27 protein-coding genes and 1 pseudogene are annotated in these 24,613 nt (G+C 65.2%); 14 read left to right on the top strand and 14 right to left on the bottom strand.

The features are described 5' to 3' along the window. Positions 1-48 precede the first annotated feature (48 nt). The 10 genes from ABL843_RS32835 (at position 49) to ABL843_RS32790 (ending at position 9,884) form a co-directional block, all read left to right on the top strand. Positions 49-771: a virB8 family protein gene (locus ABL843_RS32835; RefSeq protein ID WP_418120548.1), complete on the top strand. Its 723-nt coding sequence runs from the start codon at positions 49-51 to the stop codon at positions 769-771. Beyond that, entirely contained in the window at positions 768-1,595 is an 828-nt protein-coding gene (locus ABL843_RS32830; protein ID WP_418120547.1) for a TrbG/VirB9 family P-type conjugative transfer protein, read from the top strand. Before ABL843_RS32835 ends, ABL843_RS32830 begins: the two co-directional genes overlap by 4 nt. Next, on the top strand, positions 1,592-2,917 hold the full coding sequence (gene virB10 / locus ABL843_RS32825; protein WP_418120546.1) for a type IV secretion system protein VirB10: 1,326 nt from the start codon (positions 1,592-1,594) through the stop codon (positions 2,915-2,917). Before ABL843_RS32830 ends, virB10 begins: the two co-directional genes overlap by 4 nt. After that, positions 2,886-4,034 (top strand): P-type DNA transfer ATPase VirB11, encoded by a 1,149-nt coding sequence (virB11, locus tag ABL843_RS32820; RefSeq protein ID WP_369662617.1) that lies wholly within the window; start codon positions 2,886-2,888, stop codon positions 4,032-4,034. The genes virB10 and virB11 overlap by 32 nt, the downstream gene beginning before the upstream one ends. Further along, positions 4,000-5,904, top strand: coding sequence for a type IV secretory system conjugative DNA transfer family protein (locus tag ABL843_RS32815; protein WP_369662616.1), 1,905 nt, complete (start codon positions 4,000-4,002; stop codon positions 5,902-5,904). Before virB11 ends, ABL843_RS32815 begins: the two co-directional genes overlap by 35 nt. Before the next feature lie 46 nt (positions 5,905-5,950). Then, positions 5,951-7,063 carry an LPD7 domain-containing protein gene (locus ABL843_RS32810; protein ID WP_369662615.1) on the top strand — a complete coding sequence of 371 codons (1,113 nt, stop codon included), beginning with the start codon at positions 5,951-5,953 and terminating at the stop codon, positions 7,061-7,063. Beyond that, the gene (locus tag ABL843_RS32805) at positions 7,050-7,436 is read left to right on the top strand and encodes a phospholipase D-like domain-containing protein (RefSeq protein ID WP_418120545.1); all 387 of its coding nucleotides are present in this window, start codon (positions 7,050-7,052) and stop codon (positions 7,434-7,436) included. Before ABL843_RS32810 ends, ABL843_RS32805 begins: the two co-directional genes overlap by 14 nt. Before the next feature lie 142 nt (positions 7,437-7,578). Then, positions 7,579-8,178, top strand: coding sequence for a TraX family protein (locus tag ABL843_RS32800; protein WP_369662614.1), 600 nt, complete (start codon positions 7,579-7,581; stop codon positions 8,176-8,178). Between the two features lie 252 nt (positions 8,179-8,430). After that, entirely contained in the window at positions 8,431-9,042 is a 612-nt protein-coding gene (locus tag ABL843_RS32795) for a type IV toxin-antitoxin system AbiEi family antitoxin domain-containing protein (RefSeq protein ID WP_369662613.1), read from the top strand. Then, positions 9,039-9,884: a nucleotidyl transferase AbiEii/AbiGii toxin family protein gene (locus ABL843_RS32790; RefSeq protein WP_369662612.1), complete on the top strand. Its 846-nt coding sequence runs from the start codon at positions 9,039-9,041 to the stop codon at positions 9,882-9,884. The genes ABL843_RS32795 and ABL843_RS32790 overlap by 4 nt, the downstream gene beginning before the upstream one ends. A gap of 113 nt (positions 9,885-9,997) precedes the next feature. Here ABL843_RS32790 and ABL843_RS32785 read toward each other — a convergent pair. From ABL843_RS32785 to ABL843_RS32770, 4 genes and pseudogenes are all read right to left on the bottom strand, one after another. After that, positions 9,998-10,372, bottom strand: a pseudogene (locus ABL843_RS32785) (LysR substrate-binding domain-containing protein); the annotation flags it as partial. A gap of 85 nt (positions 10,373-10,457) precedes the next feature. Then, the gene (locus ABL843_RS32780; protein ID WP_369662611.1) at positions 10,458-11,564 is read right to left on the bottom strand and encodes a relaxase/mobilization nuclease domain-containing protein; all 1,107 of its coding nucleotides are present in this window, start codon (positions 11,562-11,564) and stop codon (positions 10,458-10,460) included. Then, positions 11,557-12,138 carry a hypothetical protein gene (locus tag ABL843_RS32775; protein WP_369662610.1) on the bottom strand — a complete coding sequence of 194 codons (582 nt, stop codon included), beginning with the start codon at positions 12,136-12,138 and terminating at the stop codon, positions 11,557-11,559. The genes ABL843_RS32780 and ABL843_RS32775 overlap by 8 nt, the downstream gene beginning before the upstream one ends. Positions 12,139-12,547: 409 nt before the next feature. Further along, the gene (locus tag ABL843_RS32770) at positions 12,548-12,850 is read right to left on the bottom strand and encodes a LysR substrate-binding domain-containing protein (protein ID WP_369662609.1); all 303 of its coding nucleotides are present in this window, start codon (positions 12,848-12,850) and stop codon (positions 12,548-12,550) included. 522 nt (positions 12,851-13,372) lie between these two features. Here ABL843_RS32770 and ABL843_RS32765 point away from each other — a divergent pair. The 3 genes from ABL843_RS32765 (at position 13,373) to ABL843_RS32755 (ending at position 14,776) form a co-directional block, all read left to right on the top strand. After that, positions 13,373-13,684 carry a type II toxin-antitoxin system Phd/YefM family antitoxin gene (locus ABL843_RS32765; RefSeq protein ID WP_369662608.1) on the top strand — a complete coding sequence of 104 codons (312 nt, stop codon included), beginning with the start codon at positions 13,373-13,375 and terminating at the stop codon, positions 13,682-13,684. Between the two features lie 185 nt (positions 13,685-13,869). Further along, positions 13,870-14,088 (top strand): hypothetical protein, encoded by a 219-nt coding sequence (locus tag ABL843_RS32760; RefSeq protein ID WP_369662607.1) that lies wholly within the window; start codon positions 13,870-13,872, stop codon positions 14,086-14,088. Positions 14,089-14,401: 313 nt separating this feature from the next. Next, positions 14,402-14,776 carry a helix-turn-helix domain-containing protein gene (locus ABL843_RS32755; RefSeq protein WP_369662606.1) on the top strand — a complete coding sequence of 125 codons (375 nt, stop codon included), beginning with the start codon at positions 14,402-14,404 and terminating at the stop codon, positions 14,774-14,776. On the opposite strand, the gene ABL843_RS32750 is transcribed toward ABL843_RS32755, so the two are convergent. Next, positions 14,755-15,381 carry a type IV toxin-antitoxin system AbiEi family antitoxin domain-containing protein gene (locus tag ABL843_RS32750; protein WP_369662605.1) on the bottom strand — a complete coding sequence of 209 codons (627 nt, stop codon included), beginning with the start codon at positions 15,379-15,381 and terminating at the stop codon, positions 14,755-14,757. The genes ABL843_RS32755 and ABL843_RS32750 overlap by 22 nt on opposite strands. A gap of 396 nt (positions 15,382-15,777) precedes the next feature. Then, positions 15,778-16,614 carry a DUF932 domain-containing protein gene (locus tag ABL843_RS32745; protein WP_369662604.1) on the bottom strand — a complete coding sequence of 279 codons (837 nt, stop codon included), beginning with the start codon at positions 16,612-16,614 and terminating at the stop codon, positions 15,778-15,780. A gap of 239 nt (positions 16,615-16,853) precedes the next feature. On the opposite strand from ABL843_RS32745, the gene ABL843_RS32740 reads away from it, so the two are divergent. Next, on the top strand, positions 16,854-17,369 hold the full coding sequence (locus ABL843_RS32740; protein ID WP_369662603.1) for a DUF6283 family protein: 516 nt from the start codon (positions 16,854-16,856) through the stop codon (positions 17,367-17,369). 200 nt (positions 17,370-17,569) lie between these two features. Here the strand turns inward: ABL843_RS32740 and ABL843_RS32735 are convergent, their stop codons facing one another. The 8 genes from ABL843_RS32735 to ABL843_RS32700 form a co-directional block, all read right to left on the bottom strand. Beyond that, a complete protein-coding gene (locus tag ABL843_RS32735; RefSeq protein ID WP_369662602.1) occupies positions 17,570-17,962 on the bottom strand; it encodes a hypothetical protein in 393 nt (130 codons plus the stop codon). Beyond that, complete coding sequence (locus ABL843_RS32730; protein ID WP_369662601.1) at positions 17,959-18,252, bottom strand: type II toxin-antitoxin system Phd/YefM family antitoxin; 294 nt, start codon at positions 18,250-18,252, stop codon at positions 17,959-17,961. The genes ABL843_RS32735 and ABL843_RS32730 overlap by 4 nt, the downstream gene beginning before the upstream one ends. Positions 18,253-18,512: 260 nt before the next feature. Then, positions 18,513-18,791 carry a type II toxin-antitoxin system RelB/DinJ family antitoxin gene (locus ABL843_RS32725; RefSeq protein WP_369662600.1) on the bottom strand — a complete coding sequence of 93 codons (279 nt, stop codon included), beginning with the start codon at positions 18,789-18,791 and terminating at the stop codon, positions 18,513-18,515. Between the two features lie 173 nt (positions 18,792-18,964). Continuing rightward, entirely contained in the window at positions 18,965-19,324 is a 360-nt protein-coding gene (locus tag ABL843_RS32720) for a DUF2958 domain-containing protein (RefSeq protein WP_369662599.1), read from the bottom strand. A 738-nt stretch (positions 19,325-20,062) separates the two neighbouring features. Beyond that, positions 20,063-20,962 (bottom strand): ArdC family protein, encoded by a 900-nt coding sequence (locus tag ABL843_RS32715; protein ID WP_418120858.1) that lies wholly within the window; start codon positions 20,960-20,962, stop codon positions 20,063-20,065. 664 nt (positions 20,963-21,626) lie between these two features. Then, positions 21,627-22,022 carry an ATPase gene (locus ABL843_RS32710; RefSeq protein ID WP_369662597.1) on the bottom strand — a complete coding sequence of 132 codons (396 nt, stop codon included), beginning with the start codon at positions 22,020-22,022 and terminating at the stop codon, positions 21,627-21,629. 308 nt (positions 22,023-22,330) lie between these two features. Beyond that, a complete protein-coding gene (radC, locus tag ABL843_RS32705) occupies positions 22,331-22,957 on the bottom strand; it encodes a RadC family protein (RefSeq protein WP_369662596.1) in 627 nt (208 codons plus the stop codon). Positions 22,958-23,617: 660 nt separating this feature from the next. After that, positions 23,618-24,556 (bottom strand): type IV toxin-antitoxin system AbiEi family antitoxin domain-containing protein, encoded by a 939-nt coding sequence (locus ABL843_RS32700; protein ID WP_418120857.1) that lies wholly within the window; start codon positions 24,554-24,556, stop codon positions 23,618-23,620. Positions 24,557-24,613: the final 57 nt, after the last annotated feature.

Here is a 24,613-nt window from a genome sequence, read left to right as displayed (position 1 = left end):
TCACGCCGATCAACGCGCCCGTCGGTGCGCTTCGCTCGGGAGCCGCCAATGTCCCATGACACCGCGCCGCGGGCCTACCTGCTCGAGGCCCAGAGCTGGGAACTGGATCGCGCGCGTCGAGCAGAACGCTCTATCAGAGTCGCCTGGATCGTTGCCGCCGTGGCGGCTGTCACCGCAGTCCTCGCGGTCGTTGCCGTCGGAGGCCTCACGCCCTTGAAGCAACCCGTCCCCGTCCTGATCCGAGTCGACAGCAGCAGCGGGATCGTCGACATCGTTCCGACCTACGAAGGAACGGCCGACATCGAGCCGTTGGTGACCCGCAACCTCCTGCAGAACTATGTGCTCGCGCGCGAGCGCTACTTCTACGGCACCGCGGAGGCGGACTACGAACTGGTCGCTTCCCAGAACTCGCCGCGACTGAACCAGGAATGGGCGAACCTGTGGGCCGTCGACAACCCGGTCTCACCACTGAACGTCTACAAGGATGGGACCTCCATTCGCACGCAAGTTCGCTCGATCACCTTCCTGAAGCTGGACAGCGGCAAGGACCGCCTGGCGCAGGTACGCTTCACCCGCCTCATGCGGCCGGGCGGCACGGGGGAAGAGCAGTCCAGTCACTGGGTTTCCACGATCGAGTTCGCCTATGTCCGTCCGTCGAAGGACAACAAGACGCGCTCGCTCAATCCATTGGGCTTCCGTGTCGTGGAGTACCGACGCGAGCCCGAGGTCACCGCAACGGACGTGGCATCCGGCAGGCAGGATGGACGATGACGCCCCAAGGCGCACAGCGCGCGATCGGCTTTGCGGTGAGCCTGGTGTTCGCCGCGCCCTTCGTCACGGCTGCCACCGTACCTCCGGCCGGAAAGGTCGACGCACGGGTGCGGGTGGTCGCCTACAACGCCAACGATGTCGTCACGCTGCAGGGCTACGTCGGCTACCAGATCCATCTGCAGTTCGCTGAGGGCGAGGAGTTCGTGAACCTGGGCTCGGGCGACAACGGCGCCTTCGACGTCGGCACCGAGCGCAATCACTTCTTCATCAAGCCCAAGGAGTCGCACGCCTCCACCAACTTCACCGTGCTGACCAACCGTCGGGTTTACCACTTCGACTATGCCGTCTCCACGACAGCGCCCGCCGGCGCGGCCATCAGACGGATGATCTATTCGGTGCGCTATGTCTATCCGGAGGACGAAGCACGCGCGGCGGCGGATCGGGAACGTCGCCGTGCCGAGGCCCGCTTGGAACGGGAGACGGCCGACCGGCCACGCAACACGGACTACTGGTTTTGCGGCAGCGATTCGCTCAGGCCTGTGAGCGTCTATGACGACGGCGTGCACACCCGGCTGCGTTTCCAGGCGCGCTCGGAATTCCCGGCGCTCTTCGTTCAGAACGACGACGGATCCGAATCGCTGCTGAACTTCCATGTCGAAGAAGACGAGGTCGTCGTCCACCGCGTCGCGCGTCGCCTGGTGGCGCGCCGGGGCATGCTGGTCGGCTGCATCGTCAATCGATCCTTCGCCGGCGGTGGCGCACGCGCGCCGAATCACACCACCGCCCCCAGCGTACAGCGTGTCATCACGGGAGACGGTCCATGACCGATCCAGAACGCTTCCCCCACAACGCCCGGATCGAGCCTTCGAAGGAATCCGCAGTGCCCGATGTCGACCCGGACACCGGGGAGATCCTGTCATCACGACGTGCCCCGAGTTCACAGCGCGAGCCTTCTTCTTCAACCCAAGGAAATGCGGCGATCCCGGGCGAGCGCACCATCCCCTCGGTCAATCGCGAGCGCTCCATCCAGTCCCGGGTCAGCGGATCCCTGGCGCTGACCACGATCATCCTTCTGGGGGCCGGATTCCTTTTCTGGTACTACAGCACGCAGTACGCCAAGACACGGGATGCCGAAGAGACCGCGAAAAAGGCGAGCGCGGCCCGCGCTGACGGAGAGATGAAAGTGCCGCCGCTGGGCCGCTTGGCCCTTCCCGGGGCGCCGCCGGGCCCGGCGCCGGTGACCGTCGACCCGCCCGCACCACCCTCGGCAACACCTCCCAACGCGGGACCACCACCAAAGACGCCCGAGCAGATCGCTCTGGAGCGCCAATTGGGCCTCCCTGTGCTGCGACGCGCCCAGTCGCTATCGCAAGCAGCAGCCCTGACATCTCAGGCATCGGCAGAGCCGGCGATGGCGTCCAGTGGCGTTCCGGGGATGGCGCAGTTGATCGGGGCGTTGCAGGCGCCCCAGGCCGTCTCGGCAGCGCCCGGGAGCGGTGGCCTCGCCACCAGCCTTCGCTCCACCTCCACCCCGTCGGTTGCAGCCCAGATGCATCCCACGCGGCGAATGCTGCTGCCCAAGGGGGCTTTCATCGATTGCACCCTGGAAACAGCCATCGACTCGACCCACGAAGGCATGACCACCTGCATCGGCAGCAGCGACATCTACGGTGCAGACGGGAAGGTCGTCCTGCTGGAGCGCGGCACGAAGTACGTCGGCGAGCAGCGTGGCGTTCCGCGCCAGGGACAGGGCCGCGTCTTTGTCGTGTGGAACGAAGCCCGCACGCCTGCTGGCGTGGTGGTTCAGTTGGCCTCACCTGGCACGGATGAGCTGGGACGCAACGGCCTCCCGGGATTCGTCGACACCCATTTCTGGGATCGTTTCGGTGCTGCGATCCTGATCTCGGTGATCGACGGCACGATGCAGGCGATCACCGCCCACCAGCAGCGCGGTCCCCGTCTCGGCAGCGGCGTGGTGCTGGCGCCTCAGGGCAACCGGGACGTCATCACGGAGGTGCTGCGCAACACCAACGCGATCCCGCCCACGGTCATCAAGAACCAGGGCGAGCGGATCCAGATTCTGGTCGCCCGCGACGTGGACTTCAGGAGCGTCTATGCGCTTCGAGCGGCCCCCACCACACCTTGACCGGGAGTGCGGCGACGCCGCACAAAACGGGCACGCGACGCGTGATTCCGCGCCGACCGCGGCATCCGCGGAGACGCCCTCCTCCCTCGCCCTCTTCCTGGGCCCGCTCGACCGTCTCCTTGGCGATCCCGAAGTCACCGAGATCTGCATCAACGAGCCCGGTGTGGCCTTCGTGGAACGGCAATCGGGCTGGACCCGCGAGGCACTGCCGTTCGCCAGCTTCGACTGGTGCATGGCCATCGCCAAACTTGTGGCCAACTTCACCAGGCAGCGTGTCTCGGCGAACGAGCCCCTGTTGTCTGCAACCCTGCCAGGTGGCGAGCGAATCCAGGTCGTGCTGCCGCCCGCAACGCTGGAGCGGACAGTTTCGATCACTGTGCGCCGTCCGTCCAACGCCCTCTGGACGCTCGAAGACCTGGAGGGCATGCATATCTTCGCGCCGACACGCTGCATTCCCGCGACGCTGGAGAGGCAATCGGACGCCACAGCCCGATCTGTCGAAGACAGGGAGCTGGCGGCCCTTCTCGCGCGCATGCAGTTCGCATCGTTCCTGCGCCGCGCCGTCCAGCTGCGCAAGAACATCCTCCTGTCCGGTGCAACCGGGTCCGGCAAGACGACCGTCAGCAAGGCACTGATTCTCGAGGTGCCTGCCGAGGACCGCCTCATCACCATCGAGGATGTCAAGGAGCTTTCGCTGCGCAACCAGCCGAACCATGTGAGGCTCTTCTATTCGCAGGGCGCCCAGGGGCAGGCCGAAGTCACGCCCGGCCAGTTGCTGGCCAGCGCAAAGCGACAGCGACCCGACCGGGTGTTCGTGTCCGAGTTGCGTACGGGCGAGGAGGTCTACGACTACCTGGTGTCGGTGAACACCGGCCACCCGGGCTCCATCACCAGCGTGCACGCGGACAGCGCCGAACTGGCCTTCGTGGCGCTGGCGCAGCTCATGAAGCGCAGCCAGGCGGGCCATGGCATGAGCACCCGCGAGGGCGTAGAGCTGGCGCAGATGAGCGTGGACATCGTCGTGCAATGCGCGAGAGACCGGCAGGACGGCCGGCAGCGGCGCATCGTGCGGGAGATCTGGTATGACCCTGGCACCAAGCTCCGAGCGTTGGCCTAGCCCGTTCAGGATTGCGGTCGCGCTGCTGGTTGCGGCGGCGGTCGGCCTGTATGTCTCGGCCCATGTCTTTCTGATGGCTTTGGGACTGCCGACACAGGAAGCCTCGTTGCTCACGATTCACCGCTACTGGAGGGCCCACGGCGAGCGGCCTGATGTGCGGCGTACGCTGATCATGGCGCTGGCTGGCTCTCAGGCACTGGCGCTGGGCCTGGTGGGCGTGGCGATGTGCCCCAAGCGCCGGCCCTTGCACGGGAATGCGCGCTTCGCCACCCGGCGCGAGATCGGACAGGCGGGCCTTCTCAAGGAGAACGGCATCATTCTCGGGCGCCTGGGGCATCGCTACCTGGTCCTGCCCGGCCAGCAGGGCGTCGAACTCGAGGCGCCACCGCGCAGCGGCAAAGGCGTCGGCGTCGTCATTCCCAACCTGCTGAACTGGCCCGGCTCCGCCATCGTGAGCGACATCAAAGGCGAGAATTTCATGCGCACGGCGGGTTTTCGAGCCGCGCACGGCCAGCAGGTGCATCTGTTCGACCCCCTGTCGGAACGCGAGTGCTCGGCGCGCTGGAATCCACTCGGCTATGTGTCCGAATCGCCCTACCGCTGCATCGATGACTTGCAGCGCATCGGGACGATGCTTTTTCCCGACCCGTTGGCCGGCGACCCGTTCTGGACCTCGTCGGCCCGCTCCTTGTTCCTGGGCATCGCCCTCTATCTCTTCGAGACCGAGGGCGCGACTCGGACCCTGGGCGAGGTGCTGCGCCAAGGGATGGCCAGCGATGCCGAGGGCTTCCAGAAGCACTGGAAGCGCGTGATCGAGGCATGCGAGCGTGCCGGCTACCCCTTGTCGCAGGAGGCGGTGCGAAGCCTCTACGACGTCATCGACCTGGCACCAACCACAGCATCCAGCATCCGCAAGACCTTCACCAGCCGTCTGGACCTGTGGCTCAACCCGATGATCGATGCCGCGACCTCGGCCAACGACTTCGATCTGCGGGATCTGCGCAAGCGAGCGATTTCGATCTACGTGCAGATCAATCCCGACAACATGGCCCGGCTGCAGCCTCTGCTCAATCTCTTCTTTCAGCAGGCCATCGGCTTGCAGACACGGGAACTCCCCGAGGCCAACCCAGAGCTTCGTCTGCAGCTCTTGCTGATGCTCGATGAGTTCCCCGCCCTCGGTCGCATTCCCGTCATCGCCGAATCCACGGCTTTCCTGCCCGGCTACAACGTGCGCACCGTCGTCATCGTGCAGTCCGGCTCGCAGCTGATCGAGAAATACGGCAGCGAGGGCGCGAAGTCGATCCGCAAGATGCTGGCCGCGCGCATCGTGTTCCCGCCCAAGGAATACGAGGATGCGGAAGCGATCTCGCGCGAACTGGGAACATGTACCGTTCGCCAGAAGACAGTGAGCAAGCCGATGTGGGGCGGCACGCACGGTCCAGGCAGGGCGTCGACGGTCAGCATCAGCGAACAGGCACGTCGTCTGCTCCTGCCCCAGGAGGTCAAGGAGTTGGGACCGGATCGGATGATCCTGTTCTACGAAGGCCTGCGCCCGGTGCTCGCGCGCCGCATCTTCTATTTCCGCGACAGGTTCTTTGCCGCGCGCGAGCTGCCGCCGCCATCGGTCCCGAAGCTGGACGTGGGCCAACACGGCCAGCTCGCCACACCCGCCTGCGCGGCCACGGCCGATGCCGAACAGGGAACAACCGACAGGCGTGTCCAACCCTTTACCAGCCACACAACAGGTGGCGACCTGAATCTGGACGACTTCTCCTTCGACTTCGGAGATGTGGTGATCCCCGCCGAGCAGCTCAGCGACGGGGAACTCCGGCGCCACGCCGACGAGTTCATGGCGCGAATCCTGGACTGACGGACAACCCACGCTCGCATGGCTGCACCCGCCTGGAAAAACTTCTATGCCCAGAGATCCCTCCCCCGAAAAGTCCCGGACGGACATCGAGGACACCGTCTCACAAGGCTTCGCCGGTGAAGCCCAGGGTGACAAGCCTGCTGCGAGCCACGGCCGCCCCAGAGTGCCCGATGCCGTCGAGCGTCTCTACCTGCATATCGGCGATCGCTACTTCTTCCCCGACCGCACCCTGGCCTTCATCGACGACGGCGATCGCATCCGCGTGTGGACCGAGAACCGCGCCGTGCTGCAGGGGGTCGTGGCGATTGCCCAAGCGCGCGGCTGGCAGGAGCTCTGGATCAGGGGCACGGAGTCCTTCCGGCAAGGCATGTGGCGCGAAGCCACCCTGCGCGGCATCGAGGTCCAGGGCTACACGCCAACCGCTGCCGAAGTACTCCAGGTCCAACGTGCTCTGAAGAGCTCACAGCCCCCGCAGGAGACCGAACGAAAGCCAACGCCGCAGGCCGCTACAACGCACGAAAATGGCGCCTCTTCAAGGCAACAGATCCAGGGCATCCTGCTGGCAGCCGCGCCGGCGCCGTACCGGTTCGATCCGAGCGAGCGGATGTCCTTCTACGTGCAGCTTCGTACGGAAGACGGCGACCGCACCATCTGGGGATCCGACCTCGAACGCGCCCTTGCTGAATCGGTTTCGCAACCGCACATGGGCGACCAGGTTGTGCTCACGCAGCAAGGCACCCATCCGGTCGACGTTCGCGTGGCGACCCGCAACACGGAAGGCGAAACGATCGGCGAGCAGAAGATCGTCGTGCAACGTACCCGGTGGCGTATTGAAACGCCGGATCACATCCAGGCGATGGAACGGTTCATCCACCAAGTGCGCACCGGAGAGCTTCAGCCCGACGCGGCGGCGCCCGAACAACCGGAACTACGCACGGCGGCCCAATGCCTCAGGCTGGCCGAGCAATACGCCGACCGCCTGACCACAGATCAGGCTGGACAGCAGCGACTGATGCAGCTGATCCGCGAGCGGATGGCAGATGCATTGGCACAGGGTCGCTTCATTCACCTTCCGGAGCGACGTCCTCGTCATGCGGCGCAACATGTCCGCCTGCATCCGACGCGCGATCGCGAGGAGCCGGACCATGAGCGTGTCTAGGCTCCGCGCGAGCGTGCCACTGAAATTCGCGGCCATCGTCGCAAGCTTCACCTGTGTCGCGCCCTCAACGGGGCTTGCGCAACTCGCAACACCTACCCCGTCCCTCACACAGACCGTGCCCTACACGGCAGCCTTCACTTCCGGCTCGGCCTTGCCACTCGTTCTGGACACCATACGAAACGCCCGCTCGACACTCCTGGTTGCGGATGGAACCCTCGTGCAGACCGGCAGTTTCAACTACACATCCTCGGCCGCACTACGCAACGCCGAAAATGTGCTGGTCGTGCGCAACGCACCGGCACTCGCCGCACAGTACGGCGCCGAATGGCAAAAGCTGTGGGACGAAGGCATCGACCTGCGCCCTGGGTACTGACACGTGCCAGCGTCCCCAGCCTGCTCTCTCCATGGCACGAAACCCAGCAGCGCGCGCCCGAACGAACCTTCCGGCGGCAATATCCCCTTGGTCGATCTCGGCCGGCTCTCTCGAAGCACTCAAGTGGATAGGCCTCGCGCTCATGACAGGCGACCACATCAACAAGTACCTGCTGCATGGAGCGATCCCGGCGCTCTATGCACTCGGACGCATGGCGATGCCGCTCTTCGGCTTCGTGCTCATGGCCCATCTGGCGCACGCCACCTCTCTGGCGATCGGCGTGCATGTGCGTACCATGAAACGACTGGCGGTCTTTGCGTTGCTGGCCACACCGCCCTTCGTTCAACTGGTGGGCTGGTGGCCCTTGAATATCCTGGCCACACTCCTGCTGGCAGTGCTGATCGTCTGGCTGCTCGAACGTGGCGGACGGCTCTGCCGATGCACCGCAGCGATCGTCTTTCTCTTCGGCGGCTCGATGGTCGAGTTCTGGTGGCCAGCACTGCTTTACTGTCTAGGCGCCTGGGCCTTCGCGCGCAGCCCGGGACGTCTTCGGCTTGTGCTGTGGATTCTGGCGACAGCCTCGCTCGTCATCATCAATGGCAACTTCGCGGCCTTGGCCGCGTTACCTCTGATCTGGGGGGCGGGTCAGATCGACATTTCGATCCCACGCAGCCGATGGATCTTCTATGTTCTTTATCCATTGCACCTCCTGCTGATCGCGATCGTGCAACGATGGATGTGAAATTTCCTGGGGACGGGGCTGGGGCTGGTTCAAAAAGACCTCCGCACGCGCGCCAACACTCACTTTTCCCAAGCTGTCCTGATTCCTTGGTACACCGTTGTGTATACCCAGACCAGTAGCGGCGATTCGATTCCGGTTTGGAACCTGATCGCCGTCCGAAATTGACCCACTTTGCCCGATTGAATGCGGCGGCAGCGTTGCATTTGTACGTCTTTTATTGACAAGTAACTAACAAATGCAACAAACTCCAGCATGGCATCTGCTGAGACTCTCGAACAAGCCGTCCTCGCGCTGGCCAAGCAGCGGCCGCTGCTGCGCGCGCGCGATCTGGCTGAACACAGCCTCCCAACGATAACGCTCACCAGACTGGTCGCCGCAGGCCGGCTCGAACGAATCGCCCGAGGCGTCTACAGCCTGCCCGGGCGCACACTCAGCGAGCACCGCTCTCTTGCAGAAGCATCCCTTCGCGTGCCGCAGGGCGTTGTCTGCCTGCTGTCGGCGCTGCGCGTCCATGGGATCGGGACGCAAGCGCCGTTTGAAGTGTGGATCGCAATCCCGCCCAACTCACCAACCCCCAAGCTCGACCAGCCTGCGCTGCGCGCCATCCGCATGTCTGGCACTGCACTGTCCGAGGGCATCGAACCCATGCAGATCGATGGCGTCAGCGTCCCGGTCTTCAATGCTGCCAAGACCATTGCCGACTGCTTCAAGTTTCGCAACAAGATCGGCTTGGACGTGGCGCTGGAAGCGTTGCGCGAGGGATGGGCACAGCGCAAGGTGACAGTCGATGCGCTTTGGCACTACGCCACGATCGACCGCGTGTCCAATGTGATGCGCCCCTACCTTGAAAGCGTCATCACATGAGCCGCAACATCGCAGCTTCGGTCCGCGCCCGCTTGAAGCAACATGCGGATGCCAAGAAGCAGGACTTCAACCTGACGCTCACCCGCTATGGCCTTGAGCGCCTGCTTTACCGGCTGTCTATCTCGCCCCATGCTTCCAACTACCTGCTCAAGGGAGCATTGCTGTTTTCGCTCTGGTACGACCAGCCGCATCGGCCCACCCGCGATGCCGATCTATTGGGGTTCGGTCCAGACGACGTCGAATCAGCGGTGAAGGCCTTCCATGAGATCTGCCAGATCGCAGTGGAGGATGGGATGGTCTTCGATGCAGGCTCGGTGCAAGGGACCGTCATCCGCAAGGAAGCCGGCTACGGCGGCGTGCGGGTCGATCTGCGAGCGACGCTCGACGGCGCGCGCATCACCCTGCAGGTGGACATCGGCTTCGGCGATGCAGTGACTCCCGCGCCGGAGGCCGTCAGCTACCCCGTGCTGCTCGATGACTTGCCTGCCCCACAGTTGCGCAGCTATCCCAAGTACACCGTCGTGGCCGAGAAGTTCCATGCTGTCTGCCTGCTGGGCATGGCCAATACCCGGATGAAGGACTACTTTGACCTCTGGGTACTGATGACCGAAGACACGCTGGACCCCGCCGAGTTACGCCGCGCCATTTCGGCAACCTTCGAACGCCGGAAATTCGCCATGGTCAGTGAACTTCCTAGTGGATTGAGCGACAACTTCTCTGGCGATGCGACCAAACAAACGCAGTGGACAGCATTCTTGAAGAAGAACCGGCTGGAAGCCATGGATCTGACGAACGTCGTGAAACGGCTGCGGGAAGAATTCCAGAAACTCGGCATCTTCTGATGCTGCCGCCAGGAGGCAAAGCCTCCGCTTGTCCGAAATTTGTACCCATGTTTCGGACATTTCAAGCCACAGCTCTATCCACTTCACGCCGATGGATCAGATGCGGAGTCAGCTCAGCGCTTGGATGGACTTGGGTTCGCAAACCGCAGTGTCTTGACCACCAGCGTGAACGCGGGTGAAGGCTGGCGCCTGCTGGGGCACTACAAATGGTAGCCCTCGAACTTCGGACACCAATCCTCCAGCACGCGCAAGAGCTGGCCTGACTGCATGTACGGCATCAGCTCATCTTCCGGCAGCAGCACAATGCCCAATCCGACCAGCGCCGCGTCGATCTGGAGCTGTGTGGTGTTGAAGATCAAGGGGTCGTCCACGCGCACATTGACTTGGCGCCCGCGGCGCTCGAAGTCTCAGACATACAGTCCGCCCGAGCTTTGCATGCGTTGGTTGATGCACTGGTGCGCCATGAGATCCTGCGGCACCTTCGGTATCGCGTAGATTTCCATGTCCCCTGCTGTCACTCGCAGAGCTACGGCACTGCGCAAAGCTTCATCGGCCGCTGCAGGAGTGTCAGGGTTACCGAACAGGCGCCCCAGGTGACTTGGCATCCGTACGCTCTTGCACTCGGTTTCTCTCCGCCTCCCCCCAGCGCTCGGCCATGCGCTGCGCATCGGTCCGCACAGAGGGCATGCGCTCGACAAAGCGCTCGACCTGAACCGCCAGTCCGGATTCACCCTGCCGTCGCAGGACCTCGGCGGTCTCGCGCCAGTTTGCCAAGACCTGCTGGCGGGTACCCTGCATCACGTCCTGACCAGCATTCAAGGCGCCTCGCCTCGTCCGAAGAACATGGAGCACGCCATCCAACTTGGCACGCATGAAGGTCGAGGTCTTCGGCGGCCGCTGCCCTGCCCGCTCGCCCGTCGGCAGTTGCCCGAACGCACGAAGTGCACGTAGCCGATGATGGATGGCGTCCTTCTGGGGCTTGCGGATCTGCCCGCGCACCTGCCGCGGCGTCGCATTGGCCGCCACGCCCTGCTCGCGCATCAGCACGGCGAACTGCTCGCGCCACTGGCGCAGCGTGTCCTTGCGGATGTACAGGCGCTTGCCAGGCTCGAACTCGTGCTCGCACTTGACCACCAGATGCACATGCGGATGCGCCTGGTCGGTGTGCAGCACCATGGCGTACCGGTACTGCAGCGCGAAGTTCTCGCGCGCGAAGATGCGTGCCGCCGCCAGCACCTTCTCTGGAGGCGTGCCCGCCGGCATCGACAAGACGATGTTGTGGGCGAGCTTCGCGCGGGTGTCGTTCTGGCCGGGCTCCGGCCTTGGCTTGTGCTGGCCTCTGCAGAGGTCCAGTTGCCAGTCGAGCGTGATCTCCCCGGCTGCGCTTCGCCCCTGACGCGGCAGCCCTTCGTCGGTCTCGATGGGCAGCTTGCCGTGGCGTCCGATGTAGTCCAGATGCGCCTTGACGCCGCCGGCATCGCGACCGCCGCCGGAGACCTTCACCATCACCTCGGGGGCGCGGCCCACCGTGCGCTGGATCTGCGCAATCTCACCGGCGCCGAAGCGCAGGGTGCCGCCGGGTCCGCGCCGGCCGTAGCTCACGATGTCCAGCGCCATGTCGCGCGAGGCACCGTTCGGCCCGCCACGGCTTCTGCCCATGCGCACGGTCTGCTTAGGCATGGCCTGCCTCGCGATCGCTCTCCCAGCTCATGAGGTTCCAGCGCACGACGGCAGCGGTGGCCTCGCGCGCAGCTTCGACCTCCCGCCGAATCGATTCGAGCGCATCACCCGGTTCCAAATCCATTTTTTGAGCCAAAGTGTTCGGCATGCCGAACACTTTGAGCTGCCGCCCGAGCGCCGCCAGCTGAGCGCAGACTGCCTTTATCTGGCCCAGTTCGTTCGGCGGCATCACGGTCGAACCGCGAACATGGTTGTGGATCAACATGACCAGGTAGCTGCCCGTCTTCATCCCACGGGCCTCGGCGCGCTGTGTCGCCAGCGCTCGATCGCCGGGGCGAAGCCGCAGTGTGATGCGATCCCTGGCGGCGGCATCGGCGGTCGCATCACGCGAGCCCCGCCGTCCGCTCATGTTGCTCGTGCCTGCGCCGTGGGCGGTCAGCACATCGTCGATCAGCTTGGCCAGCAAGCTGGATTCGCTCAGTTGGTGGTGCGAGGCCAGCGCTGCGAAGCTCGCCCGCATACCGAGTGGCACTCGGGTACTGATCACGCTGCTTGATTGAGGGATCTGGGCCATCGCAACACCATCGCTGTAGACAATGTCTGACGGCAGTCTATCCTGCGATCATCGCCGCACAAGAACCCGACTGTTGGCCGCCAGTCTTTTTTCGCTTTCAGTCCAAGCTCGCACCGGATGCCCGATACGAGGAGCGACTGCGTCCCTTGGTCTATGACGAGCCTGCACCTTCATTCGAGACATCCTTCGAGCTTTTTGAAGCGGTCGCCGAGGACTTTCTTCGGCCTGGGAGGATGTTCGATAAACAAGTCGGATCGCCCGCGCGTTATTGCCTTTCTCGATGAATCAAGAGTCCTGCAGGTCCTTGCTCCTCCCCCGCCCCCCGAACGTCAGACCCGAACCACACCCTGGCGGCCCTACAGTTGCCCTCGCCCAGACAGCAGGCTCGGTCCGCTCCTACCTTTGCCTGCTAAGCACCTCCCGCAGGTGATCCAGAAAGGCGCGACAATGGCCCGGCACCGTGCGTGCTGCCGTCGTCTGGATCTCGAAATGGCGCTCGGTCGCGCAGCGGCACGGCCACCAGGTCGCCCGCCTCGAGCCGTCTGTACGGCGCCGCCTCGCCGCTGAGCGCGATGCCCTCGCTGCCGACCACGTACGAGATCATGGCGTCGAGCCGGTTGCTCAGGAAAGCCGGCTCGCAAGCCAGACCCTGACGGCTGCAACTGATGTCGAACAGCTGCCGCAGCGTCGAGTACGCGCCCGGCAACGCCATCGGATAGCTGATGAGCTGTGCCCCTTAGCACCCTGGGCATGCAGGCCGCCCCGGCCCAGGGCAGCTTCCCCACCCGGGCGATCACCCTCGTGATCCCATTCCCCGGGCGGCGGAGGCGACGTCCAGGCGAGGCTGCTGGCCCAGAAGCTGGGGCAAAGCGTGATCGTCGACAACCGCCCGGCCGCCGGCACCGCTTGCCTTGCGGGGTGTTCGGCATGCCGAACATCTCGCGGAAGGCGAAAGGTGAAAAGACGCAGACGGCTCCGCCCCCTGACCTCCCGTCGAGCAGCGTGGCTGTCGCGAGCACGCGCAGCAGTACAGATAGCCCGCGCAAGCCCTCTAGCCTGACAGTGCAATGCCGCAACAAGTCCACGCTTTCCAAGCAGACCGCCTCGCGGGCCAGAGACTGTGCGCAGCGGAAACATTGCCCAAGAAACGAATGCTCCATCCACTCCCCAAGAGCAGGACTTCTTCTTGATGAGCAAAATAGTGAGCAATTTCAGGCTCACAGGAGAACATCTCATGGCCATTGCGGTGCGCGACATCGTCCCTTTCTCTACGGCTCGAACGCATTTGTCTGATCTTGTGCTGGAAGTTCAGAATGGCGCGGAAAAGATCATCACAAAAAACGGTGAACCCGCAGTGGCGGTGATCGATGCCAAGCGGCTTGATCACTACCACCGGCTGGAGCGCGCGCGCATTCATTTGCTCTTGCTGGAAGAAGTAGACCAGGGTTTGGCGGATGTCGAGGCTGGGCGCACCGTTGACGCCACGGCGGGCATCAACGCCTTGAAGCGGGCGCGCAAGGCGGCCGGCGGGCGTGCTGCCGGCTGAGATGCAGCACACAGGCGAGGACCAGTCGCTGACGGCCGTGCTGTACACGGCCAACTTTGCGGTCAATCTTGAGAATATCGAAGCGTACTGGTCGGAGAACGGTTTGGCCGAAGGCTACGGCCGCCTCCCGGACGTACTGAGGTATTGAGCGAAGTCGTTGTTCCCAATCTGAGCGACATCCAGCCATGGGGCGCCTGTTTTTCGAAAGAGTTATCGGCTCGGTTGAAGCTGAACGAATCGTCAAGCGCATTGCGTCTCGACTGACCGGCCTGGCACGAAATGCCCAGATTCGAGAATACGTGATGGACGAGTACTTGGTTCTTTACGTTCACGTCCCTGCCAAGGCCAAGCAAGCAAGCGCTGTGCATTTATGCGATCAGGCATCAGAAGCAGCTCGGCTTTGACCTGCTTACAGGACGATGATCGAAAAAAGCAGCGCTTCTCGTGCCTTGCCCGAAGGAAGACCCGCCTGCAATCTGTTCACCTGCACGCAGGCACGCCGCAATGCGGCCTGACCTTACTCCCTAATGCCTTGCCTCGGTAAGGCTGCGTCTTTCGCTGCCGGATCGCCAGCCGCTCAGTCTGCGGCGTCCTATCGGCGGTCAGAGGAGGCATGCGCCGAGCCCTCGCCGCAGTTGCGGCGCGACCAACGGAGCAATTCGGCCCCAGACTTGATGAGAAGATGCCTTGCGTTGCGGACCGATTCAGGAACCCCAAATGCCCTCTCCTCCCCCCGTCCTCATTGCCGAGGCGAACCACCACCTCGCCGCCTTGGGCCAACGGCTTCACGCACATCGCAAGGCGATGAAGATCAGCGCCCAGGCGATCGCACAAGCCGCGAACATCTCGCGTGTGACGCTGCTCAGGATCGAGCGCGGCGTGCCCTCGGTCACGATGGGGGCCTACATGAACGCGCTGGAAGCGCTGGGGCTTTCGATCGACCTGCACACACGGGCGCTGCCACCCACTTCCCCACCTGACCCGTTTCCGGAAAGGATCCAAACCGATGAGATCGCCAACGGCCCGAGGCTCGCGCAGACAATGCGCAGGTCCACGGCAGGACGCGCTGCTCAGCCGATCACCGTCAGGTAGGGATGCATCACGCGGGCAACCCGGCAGATCTTGGCGTAGTGCCAGAGCTCGGCCACGGAGGCCTTCTGCTGGGTGCGCACCTCCCGCAAGGCTTCCAGCGCCACCTCCAGGCCGACCCTGTTGCGGTGCTTGAAGCAGTCCGCCACCGTCTTGGCCACAGCATGGACGCGCAGCGGGACATGGCCCCGTTCGATCGTCTCGATGCCGGCCACATAGGCATCGCCGAAGGCCCGGACGATCTGCAACTGCAAGTGATCGACCCGGGGCACATGGCTGCCACTGGGCATCGCGATCCAGACATCGCGCGGCGGCTGTGTGGTCAGTCCATGGAGATGCAGTGCGCTGAGCAGGCAGAAGACCGCCCGCGGGATCCTGGTCGCGACGGCCGCGAGGCGCGCGTGCTCGGCATCGTCGCCCACAGACAGGCGATGCGGGTACCGGCCGAGTCCGGCATCCGCGAGGGCGGCCCAGGACGCCCCGATGGCATGGCCATCGTCCGAACGCAGGATCCCCTCGCGGGTGGGTAGATCGAGGGTGCACCGGCCGCGGATGTCCCGCCGGACGACCCGGGCAGCAGGGGCCATGTCGTTGTCAGTTGCGAGCATGGGACGCAGGCAGGCATGAGCCCGCGCCGATGGCGAGACACGCCGGCGCGTGCGCACCGGGGCCCGGGCCACGCGCTCGCTCATCCAGGATGCCTGCATGGCGCGCACTGCCGGCCCATGCCGGCGCGTTCGGATGTGCACTCATCTGCGCGGGCGAGAGAAGCCGCCAGGTTTTTTCCAGGGTACTGATGTCCATGCTCCTGAGGATGTGAAAGAAGGAAGCCACGAGGTCCGCGCTGCGCCCCGAGGGCGATCGCTGCACGGCGCTCGAAAGATTCCACCACCCTTGCATCAAGAAATGAACCAGAGGCCTCGGCGCCTGCTGTCCGCCGGGGCCGAGACGCAAAAAGGAGAAGGAAAAAGAAAAGGCCGGAGCCGAGGCCCCGGCCTGCCACGTCAGCGGCCGATGCGCGCGAGCGCGAGACGCCACAGGCCCGCATTCAGCCGCACGGTCTCACGGATGGCGCGGATGCCGCGCGTGTGCATGGCGCGTCCTGCGGCCGTACGGCCGCACACGCCGCCGCGCAAGGCGTGCTCCTGGATCGCGTTGAAGGTCCGCCAGACGTCGTCACCGACGTCGGCCAGGCGCCGCCGCTCGAGCCACTGCGCCGGCTGCACCGGCGGCTCGCCCCGGTCCGGATAGCGCAGCGCCAGCGCCTCGCGCGCGAAGTCCAGTTGCTGCGCGCCCGAAAGCACGGTACCGCGCATCGCCTCGACCGCCTCACCCACCCGGACGAACTCGCCGGCAATGCGCTGCGCGGCCTCCACCACCTGGGCCACTACGTTGCCGCGATGGCTCACATGCACCAGCCCGAAGTCGCCGATCGCCGTGAGCAGCCCGTTGGTGCACACCGGACGGAACAGTCCGGCGCGCAACTCGTAGGCGCTGCGCCCGTCGTGCGAGTTGATCAGCACGATCTCGCCGAGCACGTCCTCCAGCGACAGCGACTGCACGACAGGCTGGAAACGCAGCATGTGCAGCGCATGGCCTGCGCGGTCCTCACCACCACGGCGCGATCGCGTCTGCACGGCCCAGGTCGGTACGAAGCCGGCCTGCGCGAGCGCGGCGACGACGTCGCGCGTGCTGATGAAGACGTACCTTCGCCCGGTGCAGGCCGCTGCCTGCTCGGCGAAGACCGCAGGCGCGCTGCGCGCGAGTTCCTGTGGCGACAGGGAGGCCTTCGCGGCAAATGCGAAAGAAGAAGAGGACGGGTCTGAACGAAAGACAGTCATGATGAGGAACTCCTGAAGTGACACAGGCGGGATGGCCTGCGTCGCTCCTGGCTCACGCGGCAGCGCAGCGCTCAAGGTCGCCGCAGGCGCGCGGCACGCGCCGAGCGCGCACCGCAGGTGAGCGCGCAGGGCCTTGAACGCGAGAACCGCGTGACACCCTGGGCGCACACAGGCAAGCCAAGCCCGCCCCGCCTGTCCCTTCTTCTCATTGCGTTCCCTCCCCGCCCCGGCACCCCACGATGTCGCCCTGCACCCACTCAGGAACAATGCCCGGCATGCGCGTCCCGAAGCCACCTCGCCAGCCCTGTCCCACGTGTCCGTGGCGCCTTGACCAGGACGCGCGCAGCATCCCGAATTTCAGCCTGGGCCTGGCGGAGGCGCTGGCAGCTACCTGCCCGGATGTGCGCAACATGGGGCCCGACCATGGAGCGGCCATGTTCGCCTGCCACCAGTCCAGGCCCGGCGCCGAAGTGCATTGCGCCGGATGGCTGGCGACCGTGGGGCATAGGCACCCAGCCGTGCGGCTGAGCGTCATGCGCGACCGGCTGGACCCCGTCCACCTGCAGCCCGGCGCGGACTGGCCAGCCTTGCACGGAAACTATGGCGAGGTGCTCGATGAGCTGCGCGCTACTGCCGCCGAGAACGCGCAGGACAGCGGCGTCGGTGCTCGACCACCGCGCAAGGTTTGCCCGTTGGCCCAGGATGCTCCGGCAGGCACGCCTGCGCCGCGCGAGCCGGGAGTCAAGAGAGCCTGAGCGAAACCAGCGGTGCCGGCGTCCCGGGCTCTCGACAGACTCCTCATGCCTCCTGAGGCCGGGGCATGCCGTCAACTGCGGCTGGATGCGCGACGTGGGCGCACGATTCACAGCCCCTTCGAGCGCATTGCCTGCACCGCGGATAGCTACAAGCTCTGCAAGAACCCACTGCTCTCAGGGGGCAGCTGTCCCACCCCGGGTCAGTTGGATGGCCTGGGCAATCCGTAACCGAGTTGTCGCTCATGCCGCATTGAAAGCAATACGACCTCGCGCTCGGAATGCGCATAGAGCACCACGTGACGAGCTAGCACCAATTCCCGCAACTCAGGCAGCCCCAGGGCTCGTGCACTTTGCCTTGCCTGTTGAGCTTGAAACTGCCCCCAGTCCGACTTGGCGTCAAGAAACCGGGCAGGTCGTCCGCTTGTGGGGGCGAACGACAGGAGTGCCCGCGCCTTGACCACTTCGGCCTGCAACTTCTTGAAGCGCAACGACGCAGAAGCAGCGTCCTGCTTCTCCATGAAGTCGCGCGCAGCTTGCAAACAAGTCAGAAAGTTCGGAACCGCTCGAACCTTTGCGTTGACGGGAATGCTCACGGTGCCGGTGGAATGCCGAGCGCCCGGTCCAGGTCCTCGTCAGACACAAACTGCCCCGCCGAGGCTTGCTGCAAGCCCGCGATGGCGTCTTCGGCCAACACAAGATTGGCGTGTTCCGACTCAAGGGCATGGTAATAGTCCAGCCTGCGTGCATCGACCAGCGCAACATAGCTCGCGCCGTTCTTGGTCAGCACTTTTTCCGAGCCGTTGCCGACCACGTCTTCAGCCAGTTCCGTCAGCCGGGCGCGCGCTTCACTGATGGGAACGATATCTGAAGCTCTCAAGGACATATTGCAGTATCCGTTAAGGTTTTCGTTAATCAGTCTAACAGACGGACCTTCGGCCTGCAACCACAGAGATGTTCAGCAGCCTCAAATCGCTCGGGCTGAACTGCCGAACCCCGGACGTCCCTTCCGGGAACCGCAGCAGCACCAGCATTTGCGCGGGCGGCGCGATCATCCACCGAGATCGCGGCGTGGGGATTGCCTTTCTCGATGAAATCGAGAATGCGCTCCGATCCTCCGTCGCCAACGGCGACCACTCCACGGCCTCACGCGCCGCGGCGCGGCGCGGCGCCCGGCGAAATACGACTCGACTTCTTCATGAGGTACGCCCGGGGCGGATCGTCCAGAGCCTCCTGCACCTTGGCCCGGGACCAGGCATCGCGCGCAGCGACATCCACAGTCAAGCCTGCCGGCAGCGCGCCCTCCTTGGCCACGCGCGTCGGAACGATCCTCATCACATCGGAGACGCTCAGGCCGATGTTGTCGAGTCTCTCGGTGGCCCGCTCCTTGACCTCCGGAGTCCGAACCCGTGCGCTTACGACCATGAAGAGGCCCCCGTCTATGCAGAATGAATGAGAACACTCTCATTCGATTGAATGGCAACCACAAAGCGACGGGTTGCGACGCCTTTGCCCAGACAGCGCGAGTAACGCACCTGCGCACGCGCCAAGTGACCGCCAGTCGTGCTGGCGGCCAAGCTCAACGAGCGGCAGCCCTTTCAGACCTGGATCCGCCCCGCGCTGCGGGCCTCCCTCGCATAGACGCTCAGGCGCCGGTCGGCGCGGAAATGCAGGTCCTGCTCGATCGGCAGATTCAGCATCCCGCGCAGTTGGGACAGCTCGGCGAGGCTCACGCAGCCCAGCTCCGGAAAGCCCATCCCGAGGTCGCACAGGCCGAAGGCGATGTCGGGTGCATCGGGATCGATCCCGCCCAGCAGCCAGGTGGCACCGGCATCGGGCGTGAACAGCTTGACCACGGGCAACGGATCGAAGTCCCACCGCACCTGTGACTGCCGGCCGTTGGCCAGCAGCTGGTCGAACTGTGCATCGGTGAGAAAGGGAAAACTGGAAGCAGCCATGGCGTTCTCCTTGAACGGTTGCGGGCGGGATGGCCCGGCACCGTCACCGGCACGCCGCAGCGCAGCAGTCAAGGTTCGAAGACGGCCGAGAGGCCGCGAGCGCGCCAGCGGCGCGCGCAGACCTTGACGGCGAGAACGGTGTGCCACGCTGAAGGAGCCAGCTAGCCAGCCACTCACTCACATCACGGCCTCTTTCTTCTTTCTCCCTGCTGCCGCCTTCCCCGCTTTCTCAGCTTCGGCGCGCCCCGGGGATCGCTCGTTCGCACACGCCGGGCCGTCGGTGTCGCTGAGCCCGCCGCCAACCCGGACCGCCTCGCACCCCGTAGCCCGTGGCGGCGGCTTGTCGACGGCGGGCCAGCGCGCAGACGCCGATTCCATCCGGCCTGCAACGCGCCGGCATTTCTCGCACCGGTCGTGCGAGAAATCGCACACGCGCAAGACTGGCGCGCCGCCCGGCGATCGGTAGCCGTCTCGGCCAGAGCCGAAGGTTTGCGACGCACGCGCGCCATGGACGCGCGTGACGGCCGGCCTCCGGGCTGGAGGTCCAGCACGGAGCGAAGCGGCCGGCGGCCTGCGCCCGCGCGGCATCCAGCGAGATGCCCGATGTCCTCGCGCCGTCGCACAGGACGATAAGGAAGCTCGAGCATCGCCGAACGAAGTCACCAAGATCCTGAGCGCCTTGGGCGCAGGATCCATCGGCTGAAGATCGGCAAGCTCGGTCGCCTGAAGGCGATCGTGTCACGAGAGTGGCGCGAGCACCGGCATCTCCCGCTCCATGATGAAATCGAAGGCCTCGCCGGCAAAGCGCATGGCCGTGAAGATCGCACTGCGGTCATGGCGCAGCACCTCCAACCAGTCCGCGAGATGGTCCGCATGGCCTTCGACGACGGCACCAACAAGCGCGCAATGCCCCATCAGCAAGACCGCACCGAGTTCGGCCACGAGCGCCTCGAACGCGCCGGCGGCGTCCCCGAAGCGCGCGCTGAACTCGCGATGCAACCGCCGCGGATGTCCGCTCCAGTGCACCAGCTCGTGCAACAGCGTCGCCCCATAGTTCTCTCCGCTCGCGAATCGCCTCGGCCACGGCAATCGGATCTCGTCGAACTCCGGCACATACGCTGCGCGATCGAACCCATGGCGAATCGTTGCGTTGCAGCCACCGACCAGACGCAATACCCTTTCCATCGCGCTCTGCCCGGCGGCCGAGGGGCCTGCGGCAGCGGCTGCCGGCGGATCGAGGCGCTTCGCCGGCAGCCCGTCAACCTGCGCGACATTGAACAACCAGAATGGCCGGCATTGCAGGAGCCCGTCCTGTAACTCGGTGTGCGGGTCTGCATTGCCGTGGCCGCCCACCCGCTCGAACTGCGCGCACAGCACGCCGCGCTCGCTCTTGCGCACCTGGGCGCCCAGAGCCTTGGCCTGCCTGTAGGTCAGCCACAGCGGCACCTCGTAACCCTGCACGATCGCCGCGTCCCACAGCAGCAGCGCATTCACGCCCCGGTAGGACCACCCGGTGCCAGCATTGCGCGGCGCCCCGCGCGTCGCAGCCTGGACCCAGCGCGCACGACACACGTGTTCGCCCTGCGCCAGCATCGCCATGATCCGGTCCGTGATCACGCGCCGGACATCCATGTCCATGCCCACGCGCTTGCCCGAACGCCGCCAGGCGCACCCCTCATTCGATTCACCTGCCGTGGGAGAGTCCTCGGGGGGCACGGGGGGAACGCCCAAGGTCTTCGGATCCTGCACCACGGCCGGAGCGGGCACGGCGCAACGAGAAGAGCGAGAAGTGCGAGAAGACGTGGCCATGGCGAAGCCTTTCTGCGGCGCATGCCGCGATGGTGGAAGGAATCTGCTGTCGGAGCCGCCTCGACGCAAAGCCGGCAAGGGGCCAGCGAGACGGTCCGGGGCCCGCCCGCAGGCCGCAGCCGAGCGTCGCGAGGACCGGGCGAGGACGGGGGCGGCGCCTTCACCCTGGAGCAGAGAGCGACCCGCGCCATGCGTCGATCCAGAGGCGGAACGACCGCAGACCGACCACCGACAGCGGCCATTCGCCACAGCCACAGCCACAGCCACAGCCACGGCCAACGAGACCACACGCCATACGCATCGAGCGCCTCGATGCGCCGGCTGACGCACGCGCGCGCATGCCGGGACTTCAGCAGGTCGTAGCGGACAACCGCGCCCGTCGCCCCGGAGTCGACGTCCCGCCATGCGCCGCCGGAACGAGACACGGCAGGCAGGAAAGAAAGTGCGCCGCTTCGCAGTCGCGAAACGGCGCACCGAGGACCTCAACGGATCCTCAGTCCTCCTCGGGCCCGACCATCGCCTGCAGCTGCTCGATCACGCCCGGCTCCACGAAGACGCAGGGCACGTCGGCCGCCAGCGCAACGTGGGTCACCCTGGCGAGGGCTTCGCGCTTCAGGTGCGCCAGCCGCCCCGTGCGCCAAGCCTGTTCGGGCCGCATGTGGTCCTGGTCCGCCGGCACACCGCTGCGCTCGGGGTCGCATTCGATAAGTGCGACGAAGCCCGCGTCAAAGAGCCGGCGATGCTCGCCGCACAGGCCCCAGCCCGTCACCGTGTGACGCTGCATGCTCTGGCGCAGGCGCCTGTCGAGCAGGATGCCGCCGGTATCGAAGTTCAGGCCGCATACCAGGCAGAGGTGCTGTTCCAGCGAAACGTGTGATTTCTCGTCCATGACGATCTCCGGTTGTCCGGGCGAAATTGCCCGCGGCCGGAACCCGCACGGCGCAGCGCAGCAGTCAGGGGTCGACGACGGCCGCCAGGCCGCCAGCGCCGCAGCGCGGCGCGCAGCCCTTGACGGCGAGAACGCCGTGCAACGCTGAAGGCCACAGCAAGACCGCTCTCCCCTTCCTGCTCCTTCCCCCGCTTCCATCTCTCGGCTTCCATCTCTCCGCATCCTCACAGCGCAGGACGGACATATGCAGCGCATGAGCCGCCCGGACCGGATCGCTTCAGGGGCGCCCAAGCGCCCCCGCGGCCGCCTCAGAGCAGGCCGCGCTCGGCCATCGAGGCCACCCGGTTCGCGCCCACCACGATGTGGTCGAGCACCCGCACGTCGATCAGCGCGAGCGCCGACTTCAGCGCCTGCGTCACGGCCAGGTCCTCCTGCGACGGCTCTACCGCGCCCGACGGATGGTTGTGCGCGAGGATCACGGCCGAGGCGTTGTGGTGGAGCGCGCGCTTGAGCAATTCGCGCGGATAGACCTCGGTCTGCGTCACGGTCCCGCGAAACAGGTCCTCGAACGCCAGCAGCGTATGGCGCGCATCGAGGAACAGCACCGCGAAGCTCTCGTGCGCCTGCCCCGCGAAGTGCAGCTTGAGGTAGTCGGAAACCGCGTACAGCGACCGGAACGCCTCGCCGGGGCGCAGTTCCTCGGCCAGCAGCTCCCGCGCCAGGCGCAGCCCGCACAGCAGCTGCGCGCATCCCGGCAGCGACGAGTCTCGCGCGAAGCACACCAGCCGGTGCAGCGAGCGGCCCTGCGCCGCGTACAGCCCCTCGGTATCGGCGCCGAGGAACGGACGCAGCGCATCGAGCACCTGGAGCTCGCGCGCCGTGAAAACGGAAGGCATGGAAGAAGAGGAGAAGGAAGAGAAAGAGGAAGCGTTCATGACGAACTCCTGTGGGTGACACAGGCGGGATTGCCTGCGAGACCCCGCCACCCCGTCGCAGCGCAGCGCTCAGGACCGCCGCAGGCGCGCGGCACGCGCCGAGCACGCACCCACGGTGCGCGCGCAGGGCCTTGAACGCGAGAACGAGGGGGTAGCCTCAGGGCTCACAGGCAAGCCCTCCCCCCGAACTCCACCGGGGCCATGGAGTTCCCCGCGTGCGATTCCAATTACCGCTGCGCGGCGAGCGCCCTCAACGTACCGCGCATAGGCAGCGGCACGTCACCAGGGCCGACTCTGGAAGCCCTCGAGCGCAGCGTCCTCAGCATCGCATCGCAGCAGACCACCCCGGTTGGAATCGATAGCGCTCCCGAGCTCCGCCGACACAGGCGCAGTTGCTGCAAGCGCTGACGAAGCTTGAGCAACATCTGCTGGAGGGGCGCGTCCCGAAGCCGACGGCGAAACCACAAGGTGGCCGAGGCAGCCGGTCGACACGCTGCAAGCCTCACCGCACCGTGATATCGATCTGGTTGTCACCTTGCCGCCCTCCTCTGCGTCGGAAGGACTGGCAGCGTCTGAGCGGTTCCCTCAGCGGAAAACCGCCGGGAGGTACGACACCGGCCCCGGATGGACGACTTCGATGTCGCGGCGCCGTCGCATCGACTAGAAGCCCTCTGGAACGTGCAGACGCCAACGTGGAACGTACGAAGTACGTCCCATTCGATGGGCCAGATAGAAGTCCCGCTCCATCGGCAAGTGCGCGAACAGGTTGACGAGCGTTGACTTGTACCCTGCCCGCTCCAGGTAGTAACCGATGGCCTGGTGATAGGGGTAGCCCAGTGAAAGCCGCTTGAGCATGGCCGCCATCGCGTCGACCGACAAGCTGCCCCGGGCGCTCTCGAAGGCCTTGGCGACCTCGCTGACACCACCCGCATAGAACGGCCGCACCACGATGTCGATCAAGGTCCGCTCCAGCGTGGAATAGCGCAGACAAAGGGGCTGCGCCGCGCCCCAGGAGACGGCGCCCGACAAGATCCCCAGTTCTTGCTGAGAAGCACCTTCAAGGAACACCAGACGCATTTCCTGCGCTTTGAGCTCAATCTCGTTTTGCGAAACCCGCGGAGGCTGGGCAAATGCTCGATCGATGGCGTCCTGATCGTACGGCCCTGGCTGCGCAGCCCCGTCGTTCTTGGGCTCGGCTCGTTCACGAGTGAGGTAGACGGTCTTGGGGATCTGCTCGGTGAGCCCATGAATGCGCACAGCAGTGGAGTGGCTGTAGTAGCTGCGCTCGACCAGTCCGAGCAGGGTCTCGAGCACGGGAACCTCGCCCCAGGTGTAGCCAGAGATTGCCCGGTTCGGAAAGCCAAATCGCACTTCGCGCAGCTGCGTTTGCTCCGTCAGGAATCGGAGAAACGCGTCCAGGGACATGCTCCGGGCGAGCCGCCAAAACGCACGGTTTCTGTTGAAGATCTCACCGACCGCCTGAGCGCGAAGCACGCGTGGCCCCTGCGCAAAACTCTTCACGATGTCTGGCTTGGCGATTTCTATGCGGGAAACCATCACAAAAATGCCAAGTTGGGCGGCATATATGCCGCCCAACATATCACACCTCAAACTTCAATACAGGCAAAAACCCTTTAAATTCAACGGCTTAGCATT

The organism is Variovorax sp. 350MFTsu5.1, from assembly GCF_048302515.1.
GTDB lineage: Bacteria > Pseudomonadota > Gammaproteobacteria > Burkholderiales > Burkholderiaceae_C > Variovorax > Variovorax guangxiensis.
This window is presented reverse-complemented; position numbering and strand designations above follow the sequence as displayed.